General features: G+C 56.7%; 25 protein-coding genes and 1 tRNA gene. 19 read left to right on the forward strand and 7 right to left on the reverse strand.

All coding sequences use genetic code 11. From position 1 onward, the window contains the following. Window positions 1-69 precede the first annotated feature (69 nt). Window positions 70-2598 carry an ABC transporter permease gene (locus BUA39_RS11005; RefSeq protein WP_072793253.1) on the reverse strand — a complete coding sequence of 843 codons (2529 nt, stop codon included), beginning with the start codon at window positions 2596-2598 and terminating at the stop codon, window positions 70-72. Continuing rightward, on the reverse strand, window positions 2595-3281 hold the full coding sequence (locus BUA39_RS11010) for an ABC transporter ATP-binding protein (protein WP_072793254.1): 687 nt from the start codon (window positions 3279-3281) through the stop codon (window positions 2595-2597). Before BUA39_RS11010 ends, BUA39_RS11005 begins: the two co-directional genes overlap by 4 nt. A 51-nt stretch (window positions 3282-3332) precedes the next feature. On the opposite strand from BUA39_RS11010, the gene BUA39_RS11015 reads away from it, so the two are divergent. Further along, window positions 3333-3962, forward strand: a complete 630-nt coding sequence (locus BUA39_RS11015; RefSeq protein ID WP_072793255.1) for an arylesterase — start codon at window positions 3333-3335, stop codon at window positions 3960-3962. 2 nt (window positions 3963-3964) lie between these two features. Next, window positions 3965-4576: an SOS response-associated peptidase gene (locus tag BUA39_RS11020; RefSeq protein ID WP_072793256.1), complete on the forward strand. Its 612-nt coding sequence runs from the start codon at window positions 3965-3967 to the stop codon at window positions 4574-4576. Here BUA39_RS11020 and BUA39_RS11025 read toward each other — a convergent pair. Then, window positions 4573-5736 carry an MFS transporter gene (locus BUA39_RS11025; protein WP_072793257.1) on the reverse strand — a complete coding sequence of 388 codons (1164 nt, stop codon included), beginning with the start codon at window positions 5734-5736 and terminating at the stop codon, window positions 4573-4575. The two genes, BUA39_RS11020 and BUA39_RS11025, sit on opposite strands and share 4 nt — an antisense overlap. A 183-nt stretch (window positions 5737-5919) precedes the next feature. After that, window positions 5920-7527: a GMC family oxidoreductase gene (locus BUA39_RS11030; RefSeq protein ID WP_072793258.1), complete on the reverse strand. Its 1608-nt coding sequence runs from the start codon at window positions 7525-7527 to the stop codon at window positions 5920-5922. Window positions 7528-7645: 118 nt separating this feature from the next. On the opposite strand from BUA39_RS11030, the gene BUA39_RS11035 reads away from it, so the two are divergent. The 8 genes from BUA39_RS11035 to speB all read left to right on the forward strand — a co-directional run bounded on the left by BUA39_RS11035 (window position 7646) and on the right by speB (window position 17226). Next, a complete protein-coding gene (locus tag BUA39_RS11035) occupies window positions 7646-8878 on the forward strand; it encodes a TRAP transporter substrate-binding protein (protein WP_072793259.1) in 1233 nt (410 codons plus the stop codon). Window positions 8879-8976: 98 nt separating this feature from the next. Further along, complete coding sequence (locus tag BUA39_RS11040; protein ID WP_072793260.1) at window positions 8977-9645, forward strand: TRAP transporter small permease; 669 nt, start codon at window positions 8977-8979, stop codon at window positions 9643-9645. 17 nt (window positions 9646-9662) lie between these two features. Next, window positions 9663-11027 carry a TRAP transporter large permease gene (locus tag BUA39_RS11045; RefSeq protein WP_072793261.1) on the forward strand — a complete coding sequence of 455 codons (1365 nt, stop codon included), beginning with the start codon at window positions 9663-9665 and terminating at the stop codon, window positions 11025-11027. Between the two features lie 26 nt (window positions 11028-11053). After that, window positions 11054-11824: an IclR family transcriptional regulator gene (locus BUA39_RS11050; RefSeq protein WP_072793262.1), complete on the forward strand. Its 771-nt coding sequence runs from the start codon at window positions 11054-11056 to the stop codon at window positions 11822-11824. Window positions 11825-11961: 137 nt separating this feature from the next. Then, window positions 11962-13848, forward strand: a complete 1887-nt coding sequence (gene speA / locus BUA39_RS11055) for a biosynthetic arginine decarboxylase (RefSeq protein ID WP_072793307.1) — start codon at window positions 11962-11964, stop codon at window positions 13846-13848. A gap of 35 nt (window positions 13849-13883) precedes the next feature. Further along, a complete protein-coding gene (locus tag BUA39_RS11060; protein ID WP_072793263.1) occupies window positions 13884-15095 on the forward strand; it encodes a saccharopine dehydrogenase family protein in 1212 nt (403 codons plus the stop codon). 122 nt (window positions 15096-15217) lie between these two features. Next, on the forward strand, window positions 15218-16387 hold the full coding sequence (gene nspC, locus BUA39_RS11065; protein WP_072793264.1) for a carboxynorspermidine decarboxylase: 1170 nt from the start codon (window positions 15218-15220) through the stop codon (window positions 16385-16387). Next, a complete protein-coding gene (gene speB, locus BUA39_RS11070) occupies window positions 16384-17226 on the forward strand; it encodes an agmatinase (protein ID WP_072793265.1) in 843 nt (280 codons plus the stop codon). The genes nspC and speB overlap by 4 nt, the downstream gene beginning before the upstream one ends. Window positions 17227-17242: 16 nt before the next feature. Here speB and BUA39_RS11075 read toward each other — a convergent pair whose 3' ends face one another. Together BUA39_RS11075 and BUA39_RS11080 are read right to left on the reverse strand one after the other, a co-directional pair. Then, window positions 17243-18178, reverse strand: coding sequence for an NAD(P)-dependent oxidoreductase (locus BUA39_RS11075; RefSeq protein WP_084604930.1), 936 nt, complete (start codon window positions 18176-18178; stop codon window positions 17243-17245). 151 nt (window positions 18179-18329) lie between these two features. Continuing rightward, window positions 18330-18404: transfer RNA gene (locus BUA39_RS11080), tRNA-Thr, on the reverse strand. A gap of 114 nt (window positions 18405-18518) precedes the next feature. Between BUA39_RS11080 and BUA39_RS16835 the strand changes: the two genes are divergently transcribed. The 5 genes from BUA39_RS16835 to hisD are packed head-to-tail and all read left to right on the forward strand — an operon-like array spanning window position 18519 to window position 22282. Next, window positions 18519-18683 carry a hypothetical protein gene (locus BUA39_RS16835; RefSeq protein WP_165610522.1) on the forward strand — a complete coding sequence of 55 codons (165 nt, stop codon included), beginning with the start codon at window positions 18519-18521 and terminating at the stop codon, window positions 18681-18683. A 6-nt stretch (window positions 18684-18689) separates the two neighbouring features. Continuing rightward, the gene (gene murA, locus BUA39_RS11090) at window positions 18690-19958 is read left to right on the forward strand and encodes a UDP-N-acetylglucosamine 1-carboxyvinyltransferase (protein ID WP_072793268.1); all 1269 of its coding nucleotides are present in this window, start codon (window positions 18690-18692) and stop codon (window positions 19956-19958) included. Next, window positions 19955-20434, forward strand: a complete 480-nt coding sequence (locus BUA39_RS11095) for a DUF2948 family protein (protein ID WP_072793269.1) — start codon at window positions 19955-19957, stop codon at window positions 20432-20434. Before murA ends, BUA39_RS11095 begins: the two co-directional genes overlap by 4 nt. Window positions 20435-20450: 16 nt before the next feature. Further along, window positions 20451-20933 carry a GNAT family N-acetyltransferase gene (locus tag BUA39_RS11100; protein ID WP_072793270.1) on the forward strand — a complete coding sequence of 161 codons (483 nt, stop codon included), beginning with the start codon at window positions 20451-20453 and terminating at the stop codon, window positions 20931-20933. A gap of 44 nt (window positions 20934-20977) precedes the next feature. Then, entirely contained in the window at window positions 20978-22282 is a 1305-nt protein-coding gene (hisD, locus tag BUA39_RS11105; RefSeq protein ID WP_072793271.1) for a histidinol dehydrogenase, read from the forward strand. A 16-nt stretch (window positions 22283-22298) separates the two neighbouring features. Here the strand turns inward: hisD and BUA39_RS11110 are convergent, their stop codons facing one another. Further along, complete coding sequence (locus BUA39_RS11110) at window positions 22299-23057, reverse strand: SDR family oxidoreductase (RefSeq protein WP_072793308.1); 759 nt, start codon at window positions 23055-23057, stop codon at window positions 22299-22301. Window positions 23058-23199: 142 nt separating this feature from the next. On the opposite strand from BUA39_RS11110, the gene BUA39_RS11115 reads away from it, so the two are divergent. The 4 genes from BUA39_RS11115 to BUA39_RS11130 all read left to right on the forward strand — a co-directional run bounded on the left by BUA39_RS11115 (window position 23200) and on the right by BUA39_RS11130 (window position 25219). Next, entirely contained in the window at window positions 23200-23679 is a 480-nt protein-coding gene (locus BUA39_RS11115; RefSeq protein ID WP_072793272.1) for a UPF0262 family protein, read from the forward strand. Window positions 23680-23682: 3 nt separating this feature from the next. Further along, window positions 23683-24132, forward strand: a complete 450-nt coding sequence (locus tag BUA39_RS11120) for an arsenate-mycothiol transferase ArsC (protein WP_072793273.1) — start codon at window positions 23683-23685, stop codon at window positions 24130-24132. Between the two features lie 89 nt (window positions 24133-24221). After that, a complete protein-coding gene (locus BUA39_RS11125) occupies window positions 24222-24638 on the forward strand; it encodes a ketosteroid isomerase-related protein (RefSeq protein WP_072793274.1) in 417 nt (138 codons plus the stop codon). Then, window positions 24635-25219 carry a GNAT family N-acetyltransferase gene (locus BUA39_RS11130; protein WP_072793275.1) on the forward strand — a complete coding sequence of 195 codons (585 nt, stop codon included), beginning with the start codon at window positions 24635-24637 and terminating at the stop codon, window positions 25217-25219. Before BUA39_RS11125 ends, BUA39_RS11130 begins: the two co-directional genes overlap by 4 nt.

Consider the following 25219-nt stretch of genomic DNA (forward strand, 5'->3'; position numbering starts at 1 on the left):
CCCCACATTGGGGCCGCTTTTTTTTGCCTCCGGCAGGAGTATTTGCGGAAAGATGAAAGCCGGTTTGGCTTAGTCTGCGGTTCGCAGGATGCCTGCCGGCTTTGCCCGCAAGGGGCCGCTTGCAAAGGCGAGACCTGCCAGAAGCGTGGCGGTGATGCCGCCGATAACAATCGCCAGCGCATTGCCCCAGATCACTGTGAAATCGCTCTCGAGCACGAACTCGCTGACAGCCCAACCGCCCAGCACGCCTGCGCCAATCGCAACGAGGCCTGCTGCTGCGCCAAGCAGGATACCGCGTAGGGTGAAGCTAAGTAGGATACGTCGCCGCGTTGCGCCTAGCGTTTTCAGGATGGCGGCCTCATATGTGCGGTTCTGTTGGCCCGCGGCTGACGCCCCGATCAACACGAGAAAGCCTGTCAGAAGCGTTGCCGCCGCACCATATGCGGTGGCCGCTGCGATGGAACCAAGCACCTCTGTCACGCGGTCAATGGCGTCGCGGACCCGGATGGCCGTGACATTGGGGTAGGCGTTCGACACATCGCGCAAGATTTGCGCCTCGGCTGTTTCCTCTGCGTAGACGGTTGCGATGAAACTATGCGGGGCGCCGACGAGGGCGGCCTCATTCATCACCATCACAAAGCCCATGCCAGCGGTAGAGAAATCGACCTCGCGGAAGCTGGTGATCGTACCAGTGATGTCGCGGCCAAGGATATTCACGGTCATTTCGTCGCCAAGGGTCAGACCCATCTCTTCCGCTTCTTCCGCAGCAAAACTGATTTGCGGTTGGCCTGTGTAGCCCGCGCCCCACCATTCACCCGCAGTCAGTTTGGTGGTCTTAGGCAAGTCAGCCGCATAGCTGACGCCGCGGTCGCCCCGAATGACCCAATGATCACCAGCCGTTTCTGCAGCCGGTTTCCCATTGATCTGGGTGATGACGCCGCGCAGCATTGGCGCGCTTTCGACTTGGCTTACGTCTGGGTCGTTTTCGACGCGGTCGAGAAAGCCCGGCATTTGGTCGCGTTGAATGTCGACAAAGAAATAGCTGGGGGCAACGCCGGGCAGGTCCTGGGCGATAGCATTTCGAAGGTTGCCATCAATCTGGCCGACAGCCGCCAGTACCGACAGCCCAAGCCCAAGAGAAAGCACAACAGACGCCGCACCTTCACGTGGGCTGCTGATCGCCGCCAAGGCCCAGCGTAGGGCCGGGCGACGGCGCGCACGTGGCGCGGTCAGTCGTGAAATCCAGCGAATGAGGACGGAGGCTAGCGCCAGCAAGACCAGCGCCCCGGCGATGCCGCCCGTTGTCCAGAGCGTCAACGTGACGGACCCGGAAAAGAAGCTGGCCGCCGCGACGAGCAGCGCCACCAAAACAGCCGTCGCCAGCAAATAGCGCGCAGCAGGCAGACCTTTGCCAGCGTTCATGGCGTCCCGGAACAGTTCCGCCGCGCGGATGTCTTCGGTGCGCGCAAGGGGCCATAGCGTAAAGATCAACGCTGTGAGAACGCCGTAAACGGATGCTTCGATCAATGGTGTCGGATGCAAGGTGATCACTGCGGGCAGGGGCAAGGCCGTTTGAATGATCGGGCTTAATGCGATGGGGGCGATGCCCCCCAGCAAAAGTCCCAAAGCAATGCCCAAGAGGCTGAGCGCCCCAATTTGTATGAAATAGGTCAGAAAAATCGTGGCCCGATCCGCTCCAAGAGAGCGCAGCGTCGCAATCACATGGGTCTTGCTGGCAAGGTAGGCACGGATCGCGGATGAAACACCAACACCTCCGACCGCGAGCCCAGATAGGCCCACAAGGATCAGGAAGGACCCAAGCCGTTCCACAAACCGCGACACACCCGGCGCGCCATTGCGGCTGTCGCGCCAGCGCAAGCCTTTGTTTTCAAAGCGCGCCTCGGCTTCGGCCTTCATCGTGTCAAGATCGCTGCTGTCATTCAGAAGCAGGCGATACTGAGTCTCAAACAATGTACCGGGAGCCAACAGGCCCGACGCAGCAAGGCTTTCGGTTGCAACCAGAGTGCGCGGCCCAAGGCCGAACCCACCCCCGGCATTATCAGGTTCCGACGTCAGCCGCGCGGTGAGGCGAAAGCTCTGCTGACCCAAGGCAAAAGTGTCGCCGATCGCCAGACCCAAGCGGTCGACCAGCAGCGGATGCATGACCGCGCCGGGAAGGCCATCCGCTTCGCCAAGTGCCGTAGCCAAGGGGATCGCAGGGTCAAGTTCGACAGCACCCACCAAAGGATAGGCGTCATCAACGGCTTTGATCTGCGTCAGGCCGCGTTCTGTTTCACTGCCGCGTGTCACGACGGCCATCGAGCGGAAGTCGACAACTTCGGAGACCGCGCTGGCGTTGTCTGCCATCCACGCGCGTTCTTCGTCCGTGGCGTAGCGATAGGTGAATTCCATCTCGGCATCGCCGCCCAAAAGCTGTGTACCCTGATCGGTGATCCCTGCTTGAATGCTTTCACGCACGGACCCGATCCCGGCGATGGCCGCCACGCCGAGCGTCAGGCAGGCCAGAAAAATGCGGAACCCTTTGAGGCCCCCGCGCAACTCGCGACGGGCAAATTTGGCGGCGGTGCGCAGACTCATTCTGCGGCCTTTCGCATGTCGTCAATCCGGCCATCGCGCAGGCGCACGACGCGGTCGCAGCGGTTGGCGAGTTCGTTGGAGTGGGTCACCAGCACCAACGTGGCCCCATGACGGTCGCGCAAACCAAAGAGCAGATCGATGATCGCCGCCCCATTCGCGCCGTCCAAATTGCCGGTGGGTTCATCCGCCAAAAGAATCTGCGGGCGTGGGGCTGATGCGCGGGCGAGCGCGACGCGCTGCTGTTCACCGCCGGACATCTGCGCAGGGTAATGATCAGCGCGGTGACCAAGGCCAACAGCCTCAAGCTCTGCCGCCGCGCGCTCAAAGGCATCCGCATGGCCCGCCAGTTCCAGCGGCGTCGCCACGTTTTCCAGCGCCGTCATGGTTGGGATCAGATGGAAGCTTTGGAACACAACACCCATGTGATCACGCCGAAAGCGCGCCAGTGCATCTTCGCTCAATTGGGTAAGGTCATTCCCCAGCGCCGAAATCTCTCCGCCCGTTGCGCGTTCCAGCCCGCCCATCAGCATCAGAAGCGATGATTTGCCTGACCCAGATGGGCCAACCAGCCCCAAAGTCTCCCCTTTTTGGACATCCAGCGAAATTCCATGCAGAATTTCCACAAGTCCGGCGTTGCCTTCCAGCGCTAAACGCACATCTTTAAGAGAGAGGATCGTTTCCATGGAGTTCGCCCGTTGACCACTGTTACCCGCCAATATGGTGTTCGTCCTGTCATGAGCAAGGCGATTGCCGCGCTTTTGCTGTCTGTTACTGCTGCTTTTGCAGAGCCAGTGACCATCGCCGCCATGGGCGATAGCTTGACCCAAGGCTATGGTTTGCAAGCCGAACAGGGCTTTGTGCCGCAAATGCAGGCGTGGCTGGAAAGGAACGGCGCAGAGGTCACATTGATCAATGCGGGCGTGTCCGGCGACACCACCGCGGGCGGTTTGGCGCGGGCGGCGTGGACGCTGACGCCAGAGGTCGACGCAATGATCGTTGCGCTTGGTGGGAATGATATGCTGCGTGGGATTGATCCTGCGTCCTCGAAAGAGAACCTCGCGGGCATTTTGCAGGCGGCGGTCGATCAGGATGTCGACGTGCTGCTGATTGGCATGCAGGCCCCTGGCAATTTCGGACCAGAGTATAAGGCAGCGTTTGACGGCATGTATGCGGAACTGGCAGACCAATACGACGCGCTGCTGGCCCCCAGTTTTCTTGAGGGGCTTGGTTCGGTTGACCCGGCAGAGGTGCAAGGCCTCATACAGGCCGATGGTATTCACCCGAATGCTAAGGGTGTGGCGCTGATCGTTGATGTGTTGGGACCATATGTTCTGGAGCTCATAGCGCAAAGCAAAGGCGACTAATCATGCCGGGGCGCTTGTTTCTGACGACACCGTTGGAGGACATCGCGCATTGGCTTGGCGTCGGGCGAGATGGCGTCCCCAGGCAGGAACCGCGCCGGAACATACAGCCGGGGCAAAATATTATTGCGCTGACGGACGCCGGGTTCGAAGAAATGCGTTGGGGCATTGTACCGGTTGGGCGGGTGAATGCGCGTGGGCGTCCCGTGATGGAAACCATTATCAACGCGCGCTCGGAAACGGTTTTTGAAAAATCCGCCTTTGACGGCGTTGGACGCGCGGTTGTTGTGGTGGATGGCTGGTATGAATGGACAGGTGAGGCACGCAAGAAAACCGCTTGGCGCATATCAGGCGAGGTGCCTCTGATCTTTGCAGCCATCACCGATGTCTGGACCGCGCCGGGTGGTCGAGAGGTCAAGCAAGCCGCTATGGTCACCTGCGAACCCAACGACGACCTGCGCCCGATCCATCACCGTATGGGTGTTCTGCTTAAGCCGCAGGATGTTGACCTTTGGCTCAACGGAACCGTTAAAGAGGTGGAAGACCTGATGCAGCCTTGGCCAAACGGAAAACTGACCATCGAACGGGCAGATGATGTTGATTGGGCTGCCGCCTAGGCAAGGTCTTCGGCCTCGGTTGCATCGGCGCGAATGGTCGGTGCGATCACCAGCATCAGCAGCGCCAATGCCAGCAACACGCCAAACGCGCCGCGCAAAGATACAAACTCGGACAGAAACCCTATCACCGGCGGGCCTAGCAATATGCCGCCGTAGCCCAAGGTCGCAACGCTTGCGATCGCCTGGGCAGGGGGCGTGTGCGGGTCGTTGCCTGCCCGACTAAAGGCAATGGGCATTGCTAGGGCGTAGCCAAATCCCATGGCGATGAAACCCAACATGAGAATGGCGGTGGACGCGCCAAAAACCACGATTCCTGTGCCCAAAACGGCAGCGATCCCGCTTGTAATGGCGGCTTGGGTTGGTCCCAGTTTGGCGATCACGATCCCTCCCAAAAGGCGCATGAACACCATCGCGCTGGAAAAAACCGCCAGCCCCAGTGGCGCGATATGTTCTGCGGTTTGGGCGACCTCAAGCAGGTAAATCGCGCTCCAATCCGCCATCGCGCCTTCGCCGATTGTTGTGCAGGCAGCGAAAACCCCGACCAGCAGCAACATGCCGCGGGGCAAAGGAAACCAGGATGATTTCTTTGGAGAAGCGCCGCGCGTTGACTGCTCCCAGCGGATGTTCATACCCCAGAAGCCTAGTAGCGGCACAAGGACCAATGTGAAAAGAAAGTGCGTGGTGTAGGTGAGATCTGCGGAAACCGCAGCAAAGCCGGAAAGCGCGCCGAGCCCTGCGCCAAGGCTCCACATGGCATGAAAACTGGGCATCCAAGTGCGTTTGGCTGCACGTTCAACGTCAGCGCCCCATGCGTTCATCGCCACGTCCATCCCACCGTGGCAAGCGCCGAAACAGAACAGCGAGAGCGCCAGCGTGCTGACATTTGGCGAGTGGGCCAGCCCAAGCATTGAGACCGCTTTGCCCAATGTCAGTAGCCGCGTGACTAATGGCGCTCCGTGTCGATCTGACATGCGGCCTGCAATCGGAAAGCAAAGGATCGCGCCAAGGGCAAGCAACAAGAGCAAGAGCCCCAAGTCTCGATGGCTGAGTGCAAACTCCTGAGCAATCGCAGGAATACGCGCGGCCCAGACGCCGTAAAACGCGCCGTTCACCATGAATGCTGCGGTAATCGCAAGCCAAAGCCGTGTCGGTGATGCCATGCTGTGCCTCTCCATTGTGAGCGCTAACGTATGCAGTCGGCACCGACGACCGCAAGGCCGGAATGTCAATGAAATGAAACGTGAGGTGGATAACGCGCCCCGACATCGATGGACGGGAATGTCGGGGCGCAGGCTGCACTCTGATGATAAGGAATCGAGGCAGCGTGGGAGGCGAGGGAGGAGTCAGCTCGCCTGTTTATGGTCTTCTTTGATCAGATCTGAAATCTTTTCGCCGATCATAATCGCAGGGGCATTTGTATTGCCCGAGACGATCTCAGGCATGATAGAACAATCCGCAACGCGCAGACCCTGGATGCCATGAACGCGAAGTCGATCATCAACCACGGCCATCTTGTCATTGCCCATCTTGCAGGTGCCTGTCGGGTGATAAATCGAGGCGGTGTTGCGCCTTGCCCAGAGTAGCGTCGCATCATAGTCGTCCATATCAAGATCGGGACGAGGGCGGTATTCCTCGGAAATTTTTGACGTCAGCGGGGCGTGCCGCGCAATCGTGCGCGCGATATTCACGCCTGCGACGACCGTGCGGCAGTCGGTTTCCGTCGACAGGTAGTTGCCGTAAATTTTCGGATAAACAGTCGGATCACGTGACACGATCTTGATCTCACCCTTGGATTCGGGCCGCAACTGGCAGACCGACATCGTGAAGGCCGAAAAAGGATCGGCGCCTTTACCGGGGTTCTCGGCTGAAAGTGGTTGAACGTGGAACTGAATATCTGGCGTTTCCAGATCAGGTCGCGTTTTCATAAAGCCACAGGCCAAAGAGGCGGCCATGGTCATCGGACCAGCGCGATACATTGCGTATTTCAGGGCAATAAAGGCCTGCCGGTAAAGCGTGCGCACCTCATCGTTCAGGGTCGGTTCATTGCATTTGTAAACCAAACGCGCCTGCAAGTGATCCTGCAAGTTTTTACCAACACCGGGCAGGTCTTTTTTGACCTCTATCCCGTTCGCTTTCAGTTGCTCGCCTTCGCCGATGCCAGACAGCATTAGAATCTGCGGAGAGTTGATCGCGCCGCCAGAGAGAATGACCTCTCGTGTGACATCAATGGTGTTAGAGCGACCAGAGCGGTCTTTGTATGTAACCCCGGTGACCTTGGTGCCGTCCATTTCCACGCGCTCCACAAGGGCATGAGTGATGATCTTGAGGTTCTTACGATCTTTGACAGGGTTTAGGTATGCCACGGCAGAACTGCACCGACGCCCATTGCGAGAGGTCAGTTGGAAATAACCCACGCCTTCTTGGGTTGCTCCGTTGTAGTCCGGATTGTAGGGATAGCCTGCCGCCTGCGCGGCAGCGACCCAAGCGTCCGTGATTGGACGCGAGATTCGCATGTTGGAGACGGACAAGGGCCCTTGGTCGCCATGGTATTCATCGGCACCGCGTTCGTTGTTTTCGGCGCGTTTGAACAAGGGCAGCACATCCTGCCAACTCCAACCGCTATTGCCCATTTGGGCCCATCTGTCGTAGTCTTGTGCTTGACCACGGACATACAGCAATCCGTTGAGGGATGATGACCCTCCGAGAACCTTGCCGCGCGGCCATTCAATGGAGCGACCGTCCAGACCCGGATCAGGTTCGGTTTTGTAGCACCAGTCGACTGACGGATTGTGGATCGTTTTGAAATACCCGACCGGGATATGAATCCACGGATTGATGTCGCGGCCGCCCGCTTCGAGGAGGACGACGTTGACGGATGGGTCCGCACTTAGGCGGTTTGCAACCACGCATCCAGCAGACCCTGCACCAACGACAATGTAATCGGCTTTCATAGGACTCATGCGCTCCTCCCAGTGGCAATTCGACCGTCGAATGTTTTCCTTGCATTAATTTCATAAATGAATAAAAATGATACTGCAAGTCTCAAAAAATGAACAGGGAGGAAAGTTCATGAAAGTCTCTGACAAGCTCAGTGGGATTTCACGGCGCGATCTTTTTAAGCTCGCGGGCCAGTACGGTATGTCGTCAACGCTTCTTGCAGCGGGCGCATTTACCGGCACTGTGACGTTGCCGTCTTTGGCCAAAGCGGTCGAGTCGACCTATGAAAAGCGCTACGCCAAAGAAGCTAAGCACACGTTAAAATTTGGTGCTGCGGGTTTTAACGCACGCAACCTTTTGATCGAACGCGCGGGCTGCTTGGAATTCGCACGCGATCTTGAATCCCGCACAGACGGTGAAATTCGCGTTGAATTCATCGGCGACAACCAGATTTGTGGCCAGCTGTCCTGCGTTGAAAAAACGCAAAACGGCATTGTCGACATCTACGCCGCGTCGACTCAGAACTCAGCAGGCGGTGCGCCCTATCTGAACGTGCTGGACTACGCTTATGTTTTCCCGGGCCGCGCGTCTCAGTACCATTTCATGTACAGCCCGGAATCAAATGCGATTCTGCGTGACCCGTTCGAAAAGCGTCATGGCTTGAAGTTCCTCTTTAGCCACTGCGAATTGCGTGGCATCCAGTTGGGATCGAACTTCTCGGACAAGCCGACCGTTACGAAGCTTGAAGAACTGTTCGGTACGAAGAACCGCGTCACGGGGACACAACTTGGCCGTATCGCGATGCAGCTTCTGAACCTGAACCCGGTTCCTGTTGCTTGGGAAGAAACCCTTGATGGTCTGAAAACTGGCCTGATCGACGGTGCAGAAACCTGGGCGTCTGCTGTGGCATATGCGAACATGTCGCCGGTTGTCTCTCAGTCTGTTGATCTGAAATTCTTCTGCGGCACAGAGCACACGGCGATGTCTGCCAAGGTATTTAACAGCCTTGAAGGGTATCTGCAGGATGCGGTCATGGAATCCGCCTACCTGGCGCAGGTCCACGTTCAGGCCGCCAACGAAGCTGCGCTTGTCAAAACCGTTGGTTTCTCTGACCCGCAACTGCCAAACACGATCTTCGCACAGAACAACGTGCGCAACGCATTCCTCGCAGAGGATCAGATCAAGATGGCTGAAGAAATGTGTTCACCAGAATTCCAGCCAGCGGCTTGGGATCAGTGGCGCGAGCGGATCAATAACTGGGCAGGTGGTATGGACACATACACTGAACTGCACCGCGTCGCACGCGAAGTGCCAGCAGATATGCTGCCAGAAAACGTCGAACCGCGTCGTTGGTGGAAAGCGTAATTTGCACTGTCGGCGGCAGGACATGTCCTGCCGCCACAATATTTTTCTAGTGACATCAGACAAACGCGTTAGGCTCGGTCTCAGGGAGGAGACGGATTATGTCGACTATTGTCAACGATATGCTCGAAATCATCAGCGCAACTTTTGCGAACGATGCGTGGATGATGAGCGAAGCCTTTCAAGGGCCAGCGGCCTGGATCATGGGAGGGCTGATTACCGTATTGGGCGGTCTATTTTTTCTGTACCTTTACAAGCACATCCCATGGGTTGAGAGAAATTTTGAATCCACGATCATGGTGTCAACATACCTGTTGATAGGGACCATTATCTTTGTCGAAGTGTTCCGGCGGTTTGTGTTGGGTGTGCAGGCCCCGTGGTCCACGACCATTCCACCATTTTTGTTCCTGATCATGACATGGTTTGGTTGCGCCTATAACGTGAAGCTGCGCACGCACCTCGCTTTTGCCGAGTTCAGGGCAAACATGCCGCGTGGCATGCAATTCGCCTGCCTGACGCTGGATTTCATCCTTTGGCTGGGTTTCTCATGGGTCGTGATCACAACCTCGACGCAGGTTGCCATGAACTCGGCTTCGAACTTCCAGATCTTGCTGGGCACAGACAACATCCTTCAGTGGTGGTTCCTTGTGTCGGTCCCCTTGGCCTTTGTGCTGGTGACCGGGCGCGCGATGGAAAATTACCTTGAAGACATCGAGAACCTGCGCAGCGGTGAGCCGCTGATCAAGCAGGCCGCGATTGGCGAAGGCTGAGGGAAGGAATTGGAACAATGACGGACAGTACTTGGATTACAATCATCTCTCTTGGGGTGACCTTCTTTTTCATGCTCGGCGTGCCGGTTTTTCTGGTGATCGGCTATTGGGTGATCGGCATGAGCTTTGTGCTCGGCCTGCCTTTGATCAACACCGGGGCAGCATTGGGGGACGTCTTTACGGACGGTTTTGCCCTGTTGGCGATGCCGCTCTTTATTCTGACGGGGGACTTGATCAACCGATCTGGGATTGCGCGGCGTTTGTCGGACTTTGCCTATTCGTGCCTTGGCTGGCTACGGGGCGGTCTGGCGATGGCTTCACTTGGGGCGTGCGGTCTCTTCGCTGCGATCTCGGGATCGAACTCGGCCACGACAGCGACCATCGGTTCCATGTTGCACCCGGAAATGGTGAAAGGTGGCTATGACGAGCGCTTTTCTGCGGCGACCGCAGCAGCAGGTGGTACGGTTGGGATCATCATCCCGCCCTCAATCATCTTCATCGTTTATGGCTTCTTGTTGAACCTGCCGATTTCAGAGCTTTTCGTGGCTGGGATCATTCCCGGGGCCATGATGGTCTTTGCCATGATGGCGGTGGCTTTTGTGATTTGTACGCGCAATGGCTGGGGTTACCTGATCAAACTGCAGTTTGGGCGCGTGTTCAAAACCGCTGTTGGAGCATGGCTTGGCTTCTTTGCCATCGGTCTGGTGCTTTGGGGCATCTATACCGGTAAGTTCTCTCCGACCGAAGCCGCGGGCGTGACCGTCGGTTTCTGTATCATCGTCGGATTTGTGTCTTTGCCGATCTTCAAGATGATGGGATCCCCATCAGAAGAGCGCGATTTCTCAGAACGGGGGATTGGAGAGTATCTTGTGGTCAAAGGCTTTACGCCGTGGGAAGTGCCCTCGATCACGATGCGATCTGCCCAGATCGCTGGTATTCTTGCACCGCTGATTGCCGTTTCTGTTGTGATGCAGCAGATCCTGTCGGTACTTGGGGCGCAAGAGATCATTGGTGATTTTGTGCGCGGCATGGGCGGTTACTACGCGGTTCTCTTTACCTCGATGGCGATTGTGTTTGTCGCCGGCATGGTGCTTGAATCTCTGCCTGTGACCATCATTCTGGCCCCGATTTTGGCCCCGATTGCCCATTCTGTCGGCGTTGAACCCGTACAGTTTGGTGTGATCTTCTTGGTCGGTGCTTCGATCGGCTTCATCACGCCGCCCTATGGGCTTAACCTTTATGTTGCGTCAGGCGTGACAGGGGTGCCATATTTCCGCTTGTTGCGGTACACGGTGCCTTACCTGTTCTCGCTGCTCGCGGTATGGATCATTGTCTCGCTGGTTCCAGCCTTGTCGACAATGTTGATCCCGGCAGCAGGTTAGGACGCGATTAGAACGAAAGGGTAACCATGGCTGACGGTACGGGCAAAGAAGGCGGAATTCCAACAAATCTGCGCTTATTGCTGGTACTGGAAGCCATGGCAAAGGCCGGGGTCCCTGTGACACCGACAGAGGTGAACCAACCCCTCGGCCTCCCCAAACCTACTATCCATCGGCTGTTTTCCACACTTGAAGCCGAAGGGTTTATCCAGCGCGAAATCGATGGACGGGCCTATTCGCCGGGGCTGCGGGTGCGGCAGATGTCGACCGGCATCATATCTTCCCTGCGCATTCGGACTGCACGCGTGGCTGTGCTGGCGAAATTGGCCGATCAGGTGGGAGAGACTTGTAATATCGCGCTCCCGGATCGCGACGCGATGATTTATCTGGATCGCGTGGAAACCAAATGGCCCCTGCGCATTCAGCTTCCTATCGGGACGCGTGTTCCTTTTTATTGCACGGCATCTGGCAAGATGTATCTGAGTTCCTTGGATAACCGACATCTTAAAAACTACGCCAACGCAACGCCGATGGTGGCGAAGACCAAAGCGACCATCACACGACCGGATACGCTGATCGAAGAAATCCGCAATATTCGCGAGGTTGGCTATTCTCTGGATCGTTGCGAATTCATGGACGGGATGACGGCTGTGGCGGTGCCCATACTTGATGGCAATGGCCGCCTTGTCTCGACGCTGTCCGTACACGCGCCAGAACAACGGTTCCCATTGCCGCGCGCCGTGGAATACGTGGGTCTTCTGCAAGAGTGCGCGACGCAATTGTCCGATCTGCTTCACTAAATTGAGCCAAAGCCCTCTGCGATCTGCCTTCGCTTTGCATCGCGTGAAGATGAGACTTTTTGCTTGGAAAAATTGCGATTCCCCCCTACACCGCGCCATCTAATGCGCGTCTCAGTCTGTCACCGGAGGGCACTGAATTGAACAAAACTTACGCCGTGCCGCATGACATCTATGGGATCAACAAATGGGGCCGTGATCTGATCGTCGTCGACGACGCGGGAGAGATCGCGCTTAAGAACCCGATGAACCCCTCAGCGCCGGCTGTCAGCTTGCCGGATATTCTGGAGGATCTGGACGATCGCGGCATTCAGGTGCCAATAGTGTTGCGCGTCTCGTCCTATCTGGAGCACGAAATTCGCCACATGAACGAATGCTTCCAACAGGCGATTGAACGGGTTGGCTTTCAGGGTAAATATCGCGGTGTGTTCCCGATCAAGGTGAACCAACAGGCGCAGGTTGTCGACCGCATCGTCGAATTCGGTCGGCCATATGATTACGGGCTAGAGGCAGGTTCTAAACCAGAGCTGGTGATTGCGCTTGCGCATCGTTTGGCCAAAGACGCGCTGATTGTCTGTAATGGCATCAAAGACGAAGAATTCATCCGCCTCGCCATTCTGTCGCGCAAGCTGGGTTTTAACACGGTCATCGTGCTCGAAAGCCCGAAAGAGGTCGAAACGGTCATTGAAGTCGCCAGCGAATTGGACGTCGATCCGATGCTTGGCGTGCGCGTGAAGCTGACCAACCAAATTTCCGGGAAATGGGAAAAAAGTTCTGGTGACCGCTCTGCTTTTGGGCTGAACACGGACCAGCTTGTGTCTATGGTCGACAAGCTGCGCGATGCAGGCCTGTTGCATTGTCTTAAGTTGCAGCACAGCCACCTTGGCAGTCAGGTGCCCGATGTGAACGACGTGCGCCGCGCTGTGAACGAAGCGTGCCGGTTCTATACAGAACTGACAGGCGAAGGCGTGCCACTAACCCATCTTGATTTGGGCGGCGGTCTGGGTGTCGATTACACCGGCGAAAAGCGGGCGACGGAAAGCTCGATCAACTATACCATGCGTGAATATTGCACCAATGTCGTTGAGACGGTGAAATACGCAATGGACGAAGCAGGTGTGGATCACCCGACGCTGGTAACGGAAAGCGGCCGCGCGGTTGTGGCGACGTCGTCGATGCTGATCTTCAACGTTCTGGAGGCCACGCATTACGATGCGCCGACCGCTCCCAAAGCCCAAGAGAACGACCACCACCTGATCTCTGACCTGCTTGCGATCACGGAGTATATTTCTGGCGAACGCCTGCAAGAGTGCTGGAACGACGCCAACTTCTACCGCAACGAATTACGCGCGCTGTTTCACCGCGGTTCCATTGACCTGCGGCAGATGGCACGGGCCGAACGGATTTATCTGCACCTAATGGCGCGGATCAAACAGCATGCGGGCTTTGATGATATCGCCATCAGCGACGACCAGCTGACCCAGTTGGCCGACATCTATCACTGCAACTTTTCGCTGTTCCAATCCTTGCCAGACGTCTGGGCCATCGACCAGCTGCACCCGATTGTGCCGTTGCAGATGCTGCACACTCCGCCGGATCGCCATGCCGTGTTGACAGACATCACCTGTGACAGCGATGGGAAAGTGGATCGCTTTATTCTGGCCGATGGCGTCAAGCGGTCCTTGCCGGTCCACACCCTGCCCGAAAACAAACCATATTATCTGGGTGTTTTCTTTGTTGGCGCTTATCAGGAAACTCTGGGTGACTTGCACAACCTTTTTGGCGACACCAATGTGGTGACCATCGATCTGCGTGACGACGGTGGCTTTGACCTCTTGCACGAACAGGAAGGCGACACCATCTCCGAGGTCATGTCCTATGTCGAGTTTGACCCACAAGATTGCGTTGCCGAATTCCGCAAGATGGTGGACGAGGCGATCTCGACCCGCCGCATTAAGTCAAAAGACCGCAAAGTCTTGATGGATGCTTATCGCGAGTCCATCAATGGCTACACTTATTATGAATGATCACCAATCAACCTTGGAACCATGGGGGAATGAGTATGGGTAAAACACTCGTCGTTGGGGCAGGGGGCGTGTCGCACGCAGCCGTCCACAAAATGGCAATGAATGCTGACATTTTTACCGAGATCACCCTCGCCAGTCGGACCAAGTCGAAATGCGACGCAATTGCTGCTTCGGTTAAGGAGCGCGTGGGTGTTGAGATCAAAACCGCAGAACTGGACGCCAATGATGTCGCAGCGACAGTGGCCCTGATCAAGGAAACGGGTGCTGAGATCCTCGTGAACCTCGCGCTGCCCTATCAGGATCTGGTTCTGATGGATGCGTGTCTAGAGGCGGGCTGCCACTATCTGGACACCGCGAACTACGAACCCGAAGATGTCGCCAAATTCGAATATCACTGGCAATGGGCCTATCAGGACAAATTCAAAGAGGCCGGCCTGACGGCGATCCTCGGTTCTGGATTTGATCCGGGGGTGACCTCTGTTTTTGCCACGTGGCTCAAAAAGCACAAGCTGGACACCATCCGCCAGATTGATGTGCTGGATGCCAACGGCGGTGACAATGGCCAAGCCTTCGCTACGAACTTCAACCCGGAAATCAACCTACGTGAAGTGCTGGCAGAGGTGCGCCATTGGGAAAATGGCGAGTGGCTGACAAGCCCGGCGATGTCGACCAAGGTGGAATTCGACTTCCCCGGCGTGGGCGTGAAAAACATGTACCAGATGTATCACGAGGAGTTGGAGTCGCTCTCTACCCACTTCCCCGAGATCGAGCGCGCGCGTTTCTGGATGACCTTCGGCGATGCCTACATCATGCACGCCAAAGTGCTGGAAAATGTCGGCATGACCCGGATTGATCCGGTGATGCATGACGGCAAAGAGATCATCCCGATCCAGTTCCTGAAAACCCTGCTGCCTGATCCGGGCGATCTGGGCGCGCTGACCAAGGGCAAAGCCTGCATTGGCGATATCGCGACCGGTCAGGCCAAGGATGGTTCAGGCGAAAAAACCTATTACATCTACAACATCTGTGACCACGAAGAATGCTACGCCGAAGTGGGTTCGCAAGCCGTGTCCTACACCACTGGTGTGCCCGCCATGATTGGCGCGGCGCAGCTTTTGAAAGGCAACTGGAAAGAACCGGGCGTCTGGAACATGGAGCAACTCGACCCGGATGATTTCATGGACATGCTCAACACCCAGGGTCTGCCTTGGCAGGTGCATGAACTCGACGGTCCAGTTGAATTCTAAACGACAAACGGGGCGCTCATGGCAGCGCCCCTGTTCACCTTTGCAAAAATACTCCGGGGGAGGGCGCATTCCAAAAATGCGACCTTGGGGGCAGAGCCCCGCAGCCTCCGAAAGGAGGCGTAATGTCTGACATGATGACCACCCAGGCTGGCGATCCCGGAGCCTTTGCCGAGTTTGACCTTAGCCGTGTGCCGTCCCCAAGTTTCGTTGTGGACGCGGCCAAGGTTGAAGCCAACCTGCAAATTCTGAAAGATGTCTCTGATCGCTCTGGGGCCAAAGTTCTGGCAGCGTTAAAGGCTTTTTCGATGTATGCGCTGGCGCCTCTGGTGCGCCAATACCTGCCCGGCATCTGCGCCAGTGGTATTTATGAAGCGCGTCTGGCACGTGAGGAATACGGCGGCGAGGTCGCAACCTTTTGTGCAGGCTACAAAGACAGCGACATAGATGAGATCATCGCGCTGTCAGACCACGTGATCTTTAACAGCCCGGCGCAAAAAGATCGGTTTCTTGCCAAATGTCAGGCCGCTGGGGTTGAGGTTGGGCTGCGCATCAACCCGCAATATTCTGTGGGGGAGGTTGCGAAATACGACCCCTCTGCGCCGTGTTCTCGGCTGGGGACGCCGATCAGCCAGCTGACGCCAGAGGCCCTAAACGGGGTGGACGGCATTCACATCCACACGCTGTGTGAACAGGGCGTTCAGCCCCTGATGCACATCTGGTCTGCGGTTGAATACAAGCTACAGCCCTATTTCAAGCAATTGAAATGGTTGAATTTTGGCGGTGGTCATCACATCACCCGCGCGGATTACGACCGCGACGTGCTGATCTATCTGCTTAAAGATATCCGCACCAAATATGACATCGACGTGATCATAGAACCGGGCGAAGCTGTGGCTTTGGATGCTGGTATTTTGGTGGGCGAGGTGCTTGATACCTTCACCAACGACACGCAAATCGCCATCACGGATATCTCAGCAACCTGCCATATGCCCGATGTGATTGAAGCGCCCTACCGGCCAGCCCTTTTGGGTGAAGTCGAACAAGGCGAAACCTATCGCCTTGGGGGGCCGTCCTGCCTCGCAGGCGATGTGATCGGCGACTACACTTGGCCGGGACCTCTTAAAGTCGGTCAACGGTTCGCGTTTCTGGATCAAGCGCATTATTCGATGGTCAAAACCAACACCTTCAACGGCGTGCCACTGCCCTCCATCGCGCTCTGGGACAGCCGTTCGGATGATCTGAAGATGATCCGGGAATTCAGCTACGAAGATTTCAAAGGACGCCTGTCATGAGCATCTTTCTGGACAGTGAACTATCGCATGAAGAACGCACCGAAGATGCCAAATTCCGCATCATTCCGGTGCCCCTTGAACGAACGGTCTCCTATGGCTCTGGCACTGAAGGCGGACCTGCAGCCATCATCGACGCGTCCAACGAACTTGAGCGGATCACCGTTGGCAAAGAGCCCTGCGCGGAGGGTATTTTCACCGAAGCCCCCGTCGATTGTTCGGGCGACTTGCCAGAGGTCATGGAGCGCATCGCAGCGCGAACCCAAGCCGCTGTTGAGGCTGGCAAAGTTCCAGTTACGCTGGGCGGAGAACACTCCCTGTCTTATGGCGCAGTCATGGGGGTCGCGCGCGCGCTGAAGCGCCCGATTGGGATCGTGCAAATTGACGCCCACGCAGATCTACGCGTCGCCTATCAGGACAATAAACACAGCCACGCGTCGGTGATGCATCTGCTCAGCGAAGAAGGTATCCGCCTCGCTCAATTTGGTGTCCGCGCGCTGTGTCAGCAAGAATCCGACAGTCGTGTCGCCAATGACATTTTCTTCAAAGATGCCGAAGACCTCGTGGTTGGTAATTTGCATGCCGTCGATCTGCCAGAGGACTTTCCCGAAGACGTCTATGTCAGCTTTGATGTGGACGGACTGGACCCAAGCCAAATGCCTGCCACCGGTACGCCGGTTCCGGGCGGGCTTGGGTATTATCAGGCGCTCAGGCTGGTAGAACATGCCCTTAAGGGTCGACGTTGCGTGGGGCTGGATGTGGTGGAACTGGCCCCAGATGGAAATGCTGCGTGGGATTTCACAGCGGCGCAAATCGTGTATCGGTTGATGGCAGCGTGTTGATCAAGGGTCGCGCTACCTATTTGTCCAGTGCGCCTCGGGCGTAGGCGCGGGCCAATAGTCGCGCCACATCAGTGTCCCCATCTCCGTCCTCTATGGCCTCGCTCATCTGAGCCATCGTCAGCTCCAAAATGGGCGCAGAGATGCCGTATGACTCTGTGACAGCCGAAAAAACCCGCGCATCTTTCAGTGCTGACACGATATCAAATCCAACCGTATCGTCTTGCCCAAGGATTTTTTCGATCCGGTCGCGCACCATGGGCATGCCAGCTGGGCCACCGCACAGAATACGGAGAACAGTTTCTAGCGGCAAACCCGCCCTTTGGGCCACAGGCAAGAACGTTCCCAGACCCGTCATATAGACTTGGATCATGCCATTGTTGACGGTCTTCATCGCCAGCCCGGCCCCCAAAGGCCCGACATGAAATATCCGTTCCGATAGTGCTGCTAGATAGGTGCGGCTGCGCTCTGCGGCCTCAGGCTCACCGCCTATAAAGATGCCGCACTTGCCAGTTGCTACCAGTTCAGGCCCGCCCGAAATTGGGGCGTCAATTGCCGTAGCGCCTTTGTCCGAAAGCGCATTCATCCGCGTTCTCAGGACATCGGGCACAACTGTGCTGGTGTCGATGATCAATCGACCGGTGAGATCCAACTCCAACAAGCGATCAAGGACATCGGCGACTGCCGTGTCGTCATAGAGGCTGAGGATCAGCGTCTCGCATCGCTTACAAAGTGTCTCGAGATCAGGCGCAGAGGCGATGCCTTCGACCTCTCGTCGACTCCGTGTCCAACCTAGGACTGAATGACCCTGTTCAGACATGCGAAGAGCAATGGCGCTGCCCATTCGACCTAACCCAACAACACCGACCTCTGACATTTGTGCCCCCCTCTGGAAATTCACTCTTTCACCAGTCAATCTATTGGCTTTCCAGCCAGCAAGATGTGAATCGTACATACCACGATTGGTGTCTCGCTTTTAGCAATCTACCGTCTTTGTGTCTGAGTCACAGGAAAACCGGGGTGCTGTGAAGGGTGCAAAGACTGGAATTTGCAGAAGCAAATCGACCGCTCTTTGCGCGGGGGAAAGTCAAGCTCGGCTTTGAAGGTGGTGCTGCTGGGGAGGATTGAACTCCCGACCTCACCCTTACCAAGGGTGCGCTCTACCACTGAGCTACAGCAGCAGCTGCCGGAGTGATGGACGCTGTCTCATCGACCGTGGCGCGGTGATTAGACTCAAATTACACCCCGCGCAAGGGCATCTGGAATGTTTTTTTGACCTCATGTATGGAAAGTGCATGGAGAGCAAAAAAACACCCTCAGGCAAAGCTGCCAAGGCTGCAGAACGCGAAGCGCGCTTGAAGGCGGCGCTGAAGGCCAATATGGGCCGTCGCAAGGCGCAGGCCCGTGCGCGCAGCGCGGAACAAGAGGGCGCAGAGGCAGAGTCTGAGGACAAGGGGTAAGAGCACATGGATTCGATACTTGTAAAGGGCAATGGCCCATTGAATGGCCAGATCCCGATTGCCGGGGCCAAAAACGCCTGTCTAACCCTGATGCCAGCCACGCTGCTCAGCGAAGAACCGCTGACGCTGACCAACGCGCCGCGCCTGTCCGACATCAAGACCATGACATTGTTGTTGCAGTCCTTGGGGACGGAAATCTCCAGCTTGCAGGACGGCAAGGTGATCGCCATGTCGAGCCACAATTTGGATAACCACGTGGCTGACTATGAGATCGTGCGCAAAATGCGCGCCTCCAACCTTGTGTTGGGTCCGATGCTGGCGCGACTGGGTCAGGCAGTTGTCTCTTTGCCGGGTGGCTGTGCGATCGGCGCGCGGCCGATGGATTTGCACATCTACGGTCTTGAAAAGCTTGGGGCGCAGATCGAGCTGCGTGATGGCTACTTGCATGCCAAAGCGCCCGGCGGGCTAAAGGGTGCGGAAATGGAACTGAGCTTTGCCTCGGTTGGAGCCACGGAAAACATCCTGATGGCTGCGACCTTGGCCAAGGGCACCACCGTCATCAAAAACGCCGCGCGCGAACCAGAGATCGTTGACCTTGCAGATTGTTTGCGCGCGATGGGGGCGCAGATCGAAGGTGACGGCACGCCTGACATCGTCATTCAGGGCGTGGATCGTTTGGGCAGTGCGACCCATGCAGTCGTCACCGACCGGATCGAACTTGGCACTTATATGCTTGCGCCGTGCATCGCAGGTGGCGAAGTCGAGCTGCTCGGCGGTCGGATCGACCTTGTCGGCGCGTTTTGCGAAAAACTCGATGCCGCCGGGATCACGGTTGAAGAAACAGACAAAGGTCTGAAGGTTGCGCGCAAGAATGGCCGCGTGAAAGCGGTTGATGTTGTGACCGAGCCTTTCCCAGGCTTCCCGACCGATTTGCAGGCGCAGATGATGGCCCTGATGTGCACGGCAGAAGGCACCTCGGTTCTGGAAGAGAAAATCTTTGAAAACCGCTTTATGCACGCGCCGGAATTGGGCCGCATGGGCGCGAACATCGAAGTGTCAGGTGGTACAGCAACGGTGCATGGTGTTGAAAAACTGAAGGGCGCACCGGTGATGGCAACCGATCTGCGCGCCTCGGTTTCCCTGATACTTGCCGGTCTGGCCGCCGAGGGGGAAACGCTGGTCAATCGGGTTTACCATTTGGACCGTGGCTATGAGCGGCTTGAGGAAAAGCTGAAAGGCGTCGGGGCATTGATTGAACGGGTGCAGGGCGTATGAGCGAAGACGCACGATTTGAAGATGGACGTGAGGCGCCGCTGAATCTCGGGGCGCTGGATGGGGATGATCTGCAGGTCATTTCCGCCTTGGTCCAGGACGCGGTTTTTCCGGTGACGGAAATGTCTTGGCGCGCCAAGGAACGTCGTTTTGCCATTTTGCTAAACCGCTTCCGCTGGGAAGATCGCGACAATGCCGAAAAGCGCCGCCGCGATGTAGAACGGGTGCAATCGGTGTTGGTCATCGAAAACGTTCTGAAGGTGGCAAGCCAAGGGGTGGATCGCACTGACAAAGACATGATCCTTTCCGTGCTGTCGCTTGGTTTTGATGCGGGTGACGATGGGACCGGCGCGGTGACAATCACGCTTGCAGGCGATGGCGGGCTGCGCTTATCTGTCGAAGCGCTTGAGGTTTCATTGAGAGATGTGACCAGGCCCTATGTCGCGCCGTCAAAACAGGTGCCTGATCACAAGGTCTGAAATCCCCGGAGGCGAGATGTCGGCACCGATCATTCGAGACGCTACGGCCACTGATGCGGAAGCCATAAGTGATGTCTTAGTCCGGTCGATCACAGAGCTTTGCAGTGCAGATCACAAGAATGAACCTGCCCTGCTTGAAGGCTGGCTTGCCAACAAATCGCCACAGCATATCCGGGACATGATCAACGCCGGTGCCCATATGCGGGTTGGTGTGGCCAGTGGCGAAATCCAATCGGTCGGGTGCTACAGCAGCGACGGTCAAATCCAGCTGCTTTACGTGGCTCCCGAGGCGCGCGGAAAAGGGCAAAGCACTGCGTTGCTGGAATCCAAGGAAATGGAACTGCAGGCTGCTGGTCATTCTGGGATCAGTCTGGTCAGTTCCAGAACAGCAGAATCCTTTTATCTTGCGCGCGGCTGGCAACTCGATGGCGACCGCGTCGCCTGCTATTCGTCCGACGGCCAACCAATGCGGAAGACGCTGACACCGACAAAGGCTTGAGACCCTGCGCGTTGATCGCTAAGAGCGTCCCAAAGGAGAGCCTCATGCCCCAGTTTCTGAACACGCAAGACGCGGATTTTGAAACCCAGTTCACAGCCCTGCTGGGCGCAAAGCGCGAAGACAGCCCGGATGTGGACGCCGTTGTGGCAGAGATCATCGCGGATGTGCGTGCGCGGGGCGATGCAGCCGTTTTGGAACTGACCGCTCAGTTTGACCGGTTGGAACTGACGCCGGAAACTCTGCGCTTTTCAGAGGCCGAGATTGATGCCTTCTGTGCAGAGGTATCAGACGAAGAACGTGCGGCACTGGAACTGGCCGCAGAGCGCATCCGCGCTTATCACAGCCGCCAGATGCCTTCCGATGACAGTTGGGCAGACGCCAACGGCGCGACCCTTGGCTGGCGTTGGTCGCCCGTGTCGGCTGCGGGTCTTTACGTGCCAGGTGGGCTGGCAAGCTATCCGTCTTCGGTTCTGATGAACGCGATCCCTGCCAAAGTCGCCGGGGTAGAGCGCCTTGCGATTGTCGTGCCAACACCAGATGGCATCGCAAACCCATTGGTTCTGTTGGCCGCGCGTTTGGCGGGTGTCGATGAAATTTACCGCATTGGTGGCGCGCAGGCTGTTGCCGCACTGGCCTATGGGACAGACACCATCGCACCCGTGGATAAAATCACAGGCCCGGGCAACGCCTTTGTTGCGGCCGCCAAGCGCCGTGTGTTTGGCAAAGTTGGCATCGACATGATTGCGGGCCCGTCCGAGATCCTCGTGATTGCGGATAAGGACAATAATCCGGATTGGATCGCGCTGGATTTGCTCAGCCAGGCGGAACATGACGAAAGCGCGCAGTCGATCCTGATCACGGACGATAACGGATTTGGCAAAGCCGTGGCGCAGGCCGTGGAAAAACGCCTTGAAACGCTGGAACGCCGCGCCATTGCTGGGGCAAGCTGGCGCGATTTTGGCGCGGTGATCACGGTTGATGATCTGGATCAGGCGGCGGCGCTTTCGAACCGTATCGCGCCGGAACATCTTGAACTTTGTGTTGCCGATCCGGATGCATTGTCTGACAAGATCACCCATGCGGGGGCGATTTTCCTTGGTCAGTTCACGCCGGAAGCCATCGGGGATTATGTCGGTGGTCCAAACCACGTTCTGCCGACCGCACGATCAGCGCGGTTTAGCTCTGGTCTCTCGGTGATGGACTTCCTTAAGCGGACAACGCTTTCGAAGATGACGCTGGAAAGTCTGCGGGCGATCGGCCCGGCAGCGGCCACATTGGCGAAAAGCGAAAGCCTCGAGGCGCACGGCCTGTCTGTTTTGGCGCGGCTTGAGGCGTTGAACCAAAAATAGGGCGCTGAACAACGCGTCAGAAATGCGCGGTGTAGCCGCCATCAACGGCCAAGATCTGCCCTGTTATAAAACTCGCAGCAGGTGACGCCAGAAAGAGCACCGCGGGTGCCAATTCCTCTGGTGCGCCCCAGCGGCCAAGAGATGAAGACATTTCCAGACGCTTTGCAATGAAGGGGTCTTCGATGGCCTGCGCATTTGGCGCGGTTTTGAAAAAGCCCGGCGCCACAGAATTCACGGTGATCCCCTGAGGTCCCAACTCTGCTGCCAAGGCCTTAGTCATGCCGTTCATGCCCGCCTTTGCCGTGGTGTAAAGCGCGTCACTGGGCTGTGCGATTAAACCTGCGATAGAGCTGATGTTCACAATGCGGCCGTAGCCCCGTTTTGCCATGCCACGCGCGGCCACCTGAGCCAAAGCAAACGGCGCGGCAAGATCAACTTTAAGGAGACGGTCAATGTCAGCGGCGGTGAACTCCTGCAGGCTTCTACGGTCGCGCAGCCCGACATTGTTCACGAGGATCGTCAGCCCGCCCGCCGCATCAATCTCTGCAACGGTTTCCTGCGCCCGCGTTATGTCGGATACATCAAAGACGGCGCTATGCGCTCGTGGTCCGATCTGAGAGCAAGCGTCTGCCACCCTCTCCGAATCACGACCGTTGACCCAAACCTCTGCACCTGCCGCTGCCAGCAATTTGGCGATTTCAAAGCCAAGCCCCGAACTGCTGCCCGTCACCAGCGCGCGTTGCCCCACAAGGGAAAAAACACCGTAATCTGCCATCCTGCCTCCGTTTTCACTTTCTTGCGTGATTTTGCACGCGTTGCCAAGTCGCACCGCAGTAATACGCATGCGGCGATGCGGCATTGCCCGAGGGGTGGTCATAGGCTACCTGTTTTTCACGCACTGAGGTACAGGTTGATCCATGAGCTACATTAGCCGTATTGAAATTGACGATCGCAATTTGCCACCCCCGACGCCTGAGATCGAACAGGAGCGTCGCGTTGCGATTTTTGATCTGATCGAACAGAACTCCTTTGACCTGCCAAAACGTGACGGTCGAGAGTTTCCTGACGGCCCATACAATGTAGAACTGGCGATCCGCGACAAGCGGCTGGTATTTGACATTGCAACCAATGCGGGTGAAAAGGCGGCGGAATTTCATCTGTCCCTTTCACCGTTTCGTCAGGTTGTCAAAGACTACTGGCAAATCTGCGAAAGCTATTTCGACGCGGTCAAAAACATGCCCCCCAGCCAGATTGAAACCATCGATATGGCCCGTCGCGGCATTCACGATGAAGGCGCACGCATTCTTGCTGAGCGCCTAAAAGATAAGGCCGATGTGGATCACGACACTGCGCGCCGCCTGTTTACATTGATTTGTGTGCTGCACTTCGGAGCCTGATTGATGGCCTTTGACCTTCCTCAGTCTGTGCTCTTTTGCTGTGACCACAATGCCGTGCGGTCCCCGATGGCCGAAGGCATTATGAAACAACTTTATGGCACGGACACCTATGTCCAGTCGGCCGGGTTGAAGAACGATCTGGAAATTGATGGTTTTGCAATCTCAGTCTGCCAGGAAATCGGCGTCGAACTGAGTCGCCATCGCAGCCGGTCCTTCGAAGAATTGGAAGAGTTGGGCGAGCAACTGTCGAGCTTTGATGTGGTCATTGCGCTCTCTCCGGCCAGCCATGCAAAAGCAGAGGAGCTGACGCGGCTCTTTCATCTAGAGTTGCAGTATTGGCCGATCCCCGATCCAACAGGCAAGGGCGAGACTCGCGATAGCAAGATGGACGCCTACCGTCTTTCACGAGATGCCATTTTGGCACGACTTAAAGAGGCGTGGGGCGCGCCCTAAACGCCGTAATCCGATGCAACGTGTCGCATTCTCAAACGCTAATGGGGCTGAATCGGACTAGTCTTTGCTAACACCAATGCGGAGCCCAAATGTCTGATCCTCAACAGCACAGCCTTGCCACCATTCGCCGCTACTATGACGCCTTCAATGCAGGTGACATTGCAGGCATGATAGATTGCCTGTCTGATGATTTCGTGCATGACGTGAATGAGGGCGACCGCCGAATGGGCAAAGATGCCTTTGGCACCTTCTGTGCGCATATGAGCGAAACCTACAAAGAAACGCTGACCGACATGGTTGTCTTTGCCTCAGTCGACGGTACGCGCGGCGCGGCGGAGTTTGTTGTGAACGGTCAATACCTGAAAACCGACCCCGGCCTGCCCGAGGCACATGGCCAGACATACGTTCTGCCAGCCGGTGGATTTTTCACATTGAAAGACGGTCTGATCACACGGGTCACGACCTACTACAATCTGCAAGAATGGATACGCCAGGTGTCGCAATGATCTCTACCCAGGTTCTGACAGGGACAGAGTTGGACGCCGCACTGGATGATGTCGCTGCGCTGCGCATCGAGGTGTTTCGCCATTGGCCATATCTATATGACGGAACGCTCGCCTACGAGCGGGACTATCTGCAGACCTACCGAACGAGCGATCAGGCCGTATTGGTCGGGGCATTTGATGGAGCGCGTCTTGTTGGGGCCTCGACTGGCACCCCGATGAATGACCATGCAGACGATTTTGGGGCTGCTTTTGCCGATTGCCAAATTCCGTTAGACCAAATATTTTACTGTGCCGAATCCGTACTTTTGCCAGGCTACCGAGGGCAGGGCATCGGTCACGCGTTTTTTGATCACCGAGAGGCGCACGCCAAAGCGTTTGGTTTCCGAAAGATATGTTTCTGTAGCGTGATCCGCCCTGCTGATCACCCTCTGCGACCGGCTACATATGCGCCACTGGACCCGTTTTGGCGCAAGCGCGGCTATGCGCCCGTGCTGGACGCAATCGCACGGTTTACTTGGAAGGATATTGATCAGTCCCAAGAGACCGAAAAGCAGCTACAGTTCTGGATGAAAGACGTTTGA

Source organism: Cognatishimia maritima (assembly GCF_900129685.1).
Classification (GTDB): domain Bacteria; phylum Pseudomonadota; class Alphaproteobacteria; order Rhodobacterales; family Rhodobacteraceae; genus Cognatishimia; species Cognatishimia maritima.

Bases quoted from the DNA above. Each gene is read 5' to 3' on its own strand.
- BUA39_RS11100 (WP_072793270.1), top strand. From the start codon at position 20,451: ATGTCGGCACCGATCATTCGAGACGCTACGGCCACTGATGCGGAAGCC.
- BUA39_RS11060 (WP_072793263.1), top strand. From the start codon at position 13,884: ATGGGTAAAACACTCGTCGTTGGGGCAGGGGGCGTGTCGCACGCAGCC.
- nspC (WP_072793264.1), top strand. From the start codon at position 15,218: ATGTCTGACATGATGACCACCCAGGCTGGCGATCCCGGAGCCTTTGCC.
- BUA39_RS11130 (WP_072793275.1), top strand. From the start codon at position 24,635: ATGATCTCTACCCAGGTTCTGACAGGGACAGAGTTGGACGCCGCACTG.
- murA (WP_072793268.1), top strand. From the start codon at position 18,690: ATGGATTCGATACTTGTAAAGGGCAATGGCCCATTGAATGGCCAGATC.
- BUA39_RS11045 (WP_072793261.1), top strand. From the start codon at position 9,663: ATGACGGACAGTACTTGGATTACAATCATCTCTCTTGGGGTGACCTTC.
- BUA39_RS11110 (WP_072793308.1), bottom strand. From the start codon at position 23,057: ATGGCAGATTACGGTGTTTTTTCCCTTGTGGGGCAACGCGCGCTGGTG.
- BUA39_RS11125 (WP_072793274.1), top strand. From the start codon at position 24,222: ATGTCTGATCCTCAACAGCACAGCCTTGCCACCATTCGCCGCTACTAT.
- BUA39_RS11005 (WP_072793253.1), bottom strand. From the start codon at position 2,598: ATGAGTCTGCGCACCGCCGCCAAATTTGCCCGTCGCGAGTTGCGCGGG.
- BUA39_RS16835 (WP_165610522.1), top strand. From the start codon at position 18,519: ATGGAGAGCAAAAAAACACCCTCAGGCAAAGCTGCCAAGGCTGCAGAA.
- BUA39_RS11120 (WP_072793273.1), top strand. From the start codon at position 23,683: ATGGCCTTTGACCTTCCTCAGTCTGTGCTCTTTTGCTGTGACCACAAT.
- BUA39_RS11050 (WP_072793262.1), top strand. From the start codon at position 11,054: ATGGCTGACGGTACGGGCAAAGAAGGCGGAATTCCAACAAATCTGCGC.
- BUA39_RS11015 (WP_072793255.1), top strand. From the start codon at position 3,333: ATGAGCAAGGCGATTGCCGCGCTTTTGCTGTCTGTTACTGCTGCTTTT.
- BUA39_RS11030 (WP_072793258.1), bottom strand. From the start codon at position 7,527: ATGAAAGCCGATTACATTGTCGTTGGTGCAGGGTCTGCTGGATGCGTG.
- BUA39_RS11010 (WP_072793254.1), bottom strand. From the start codon at position 3,281: ATGGAAACGATCCTCTCTCTTAAAGATGTGCGTTTAGCGCTGGAAGGC.
- hisD (WP_072793271.1), top strand. From the start codon at position 20,978: ATGCCCCAGTTTCTGAACACGCAAGACGCGGATTTTGAAACCCAGTTC.
- speB (WP_072793265.1), top strand. From the start codon at position 16,384: ATGAGCATCTTTCTGGACAGTGAACTATCGCATGAAGAACGCACCGAA.
- BUA39_RS11035 (WP_072793259.1), top strand. From the start codon at position 7,646: ATGAAAGTCTCTGACAAGCTCAGTGGGATTTCACGGCGCGATCTTTTT.
- BUA39_RS11095 (WP_072793269.1), top strand. From the start codon at position 19,955: ATGAGCGAAGACGCACGATTTGAAGATGGACGTGAGGCGCCGCTGAAT.
- BUA39_RS11115 (WP_072793272.1), top strand. From the start codon at position 23,200: ATGAGCTACATTAGCCGTATTGAAATTGACGATCGCAATTTGCCACCC.
- BUA39_RS11025 (WP_072793257.1), bottom strand. From the start codon at position 5,736: ATGGCATCACCGACACGGCTTTGGCTTGCGATTACCGCAGCATTCATG.
- BUA39_RS11020 (WP_072793256.1), top strand. From the start codon at position 3,965: ATGCCGGGGCGCTTGTTTCTGACGACACCGTTGGAGGACATCGCGCAT.
- BUA39_RS11040 (WP_072793260.1), top strand. From the start codon at position 8,977: ATGTCGACTATTGTCAACGATATGCTCGAAATCATCAGCGCAACTTTT.
- BUA39_RS11075 (WP_084604930.1), bottom strand. From the start codon at position 18,178: ATGTACGATTCACATCTTGCTGGCTGGAAAGCCAATAGATTGACTGGT.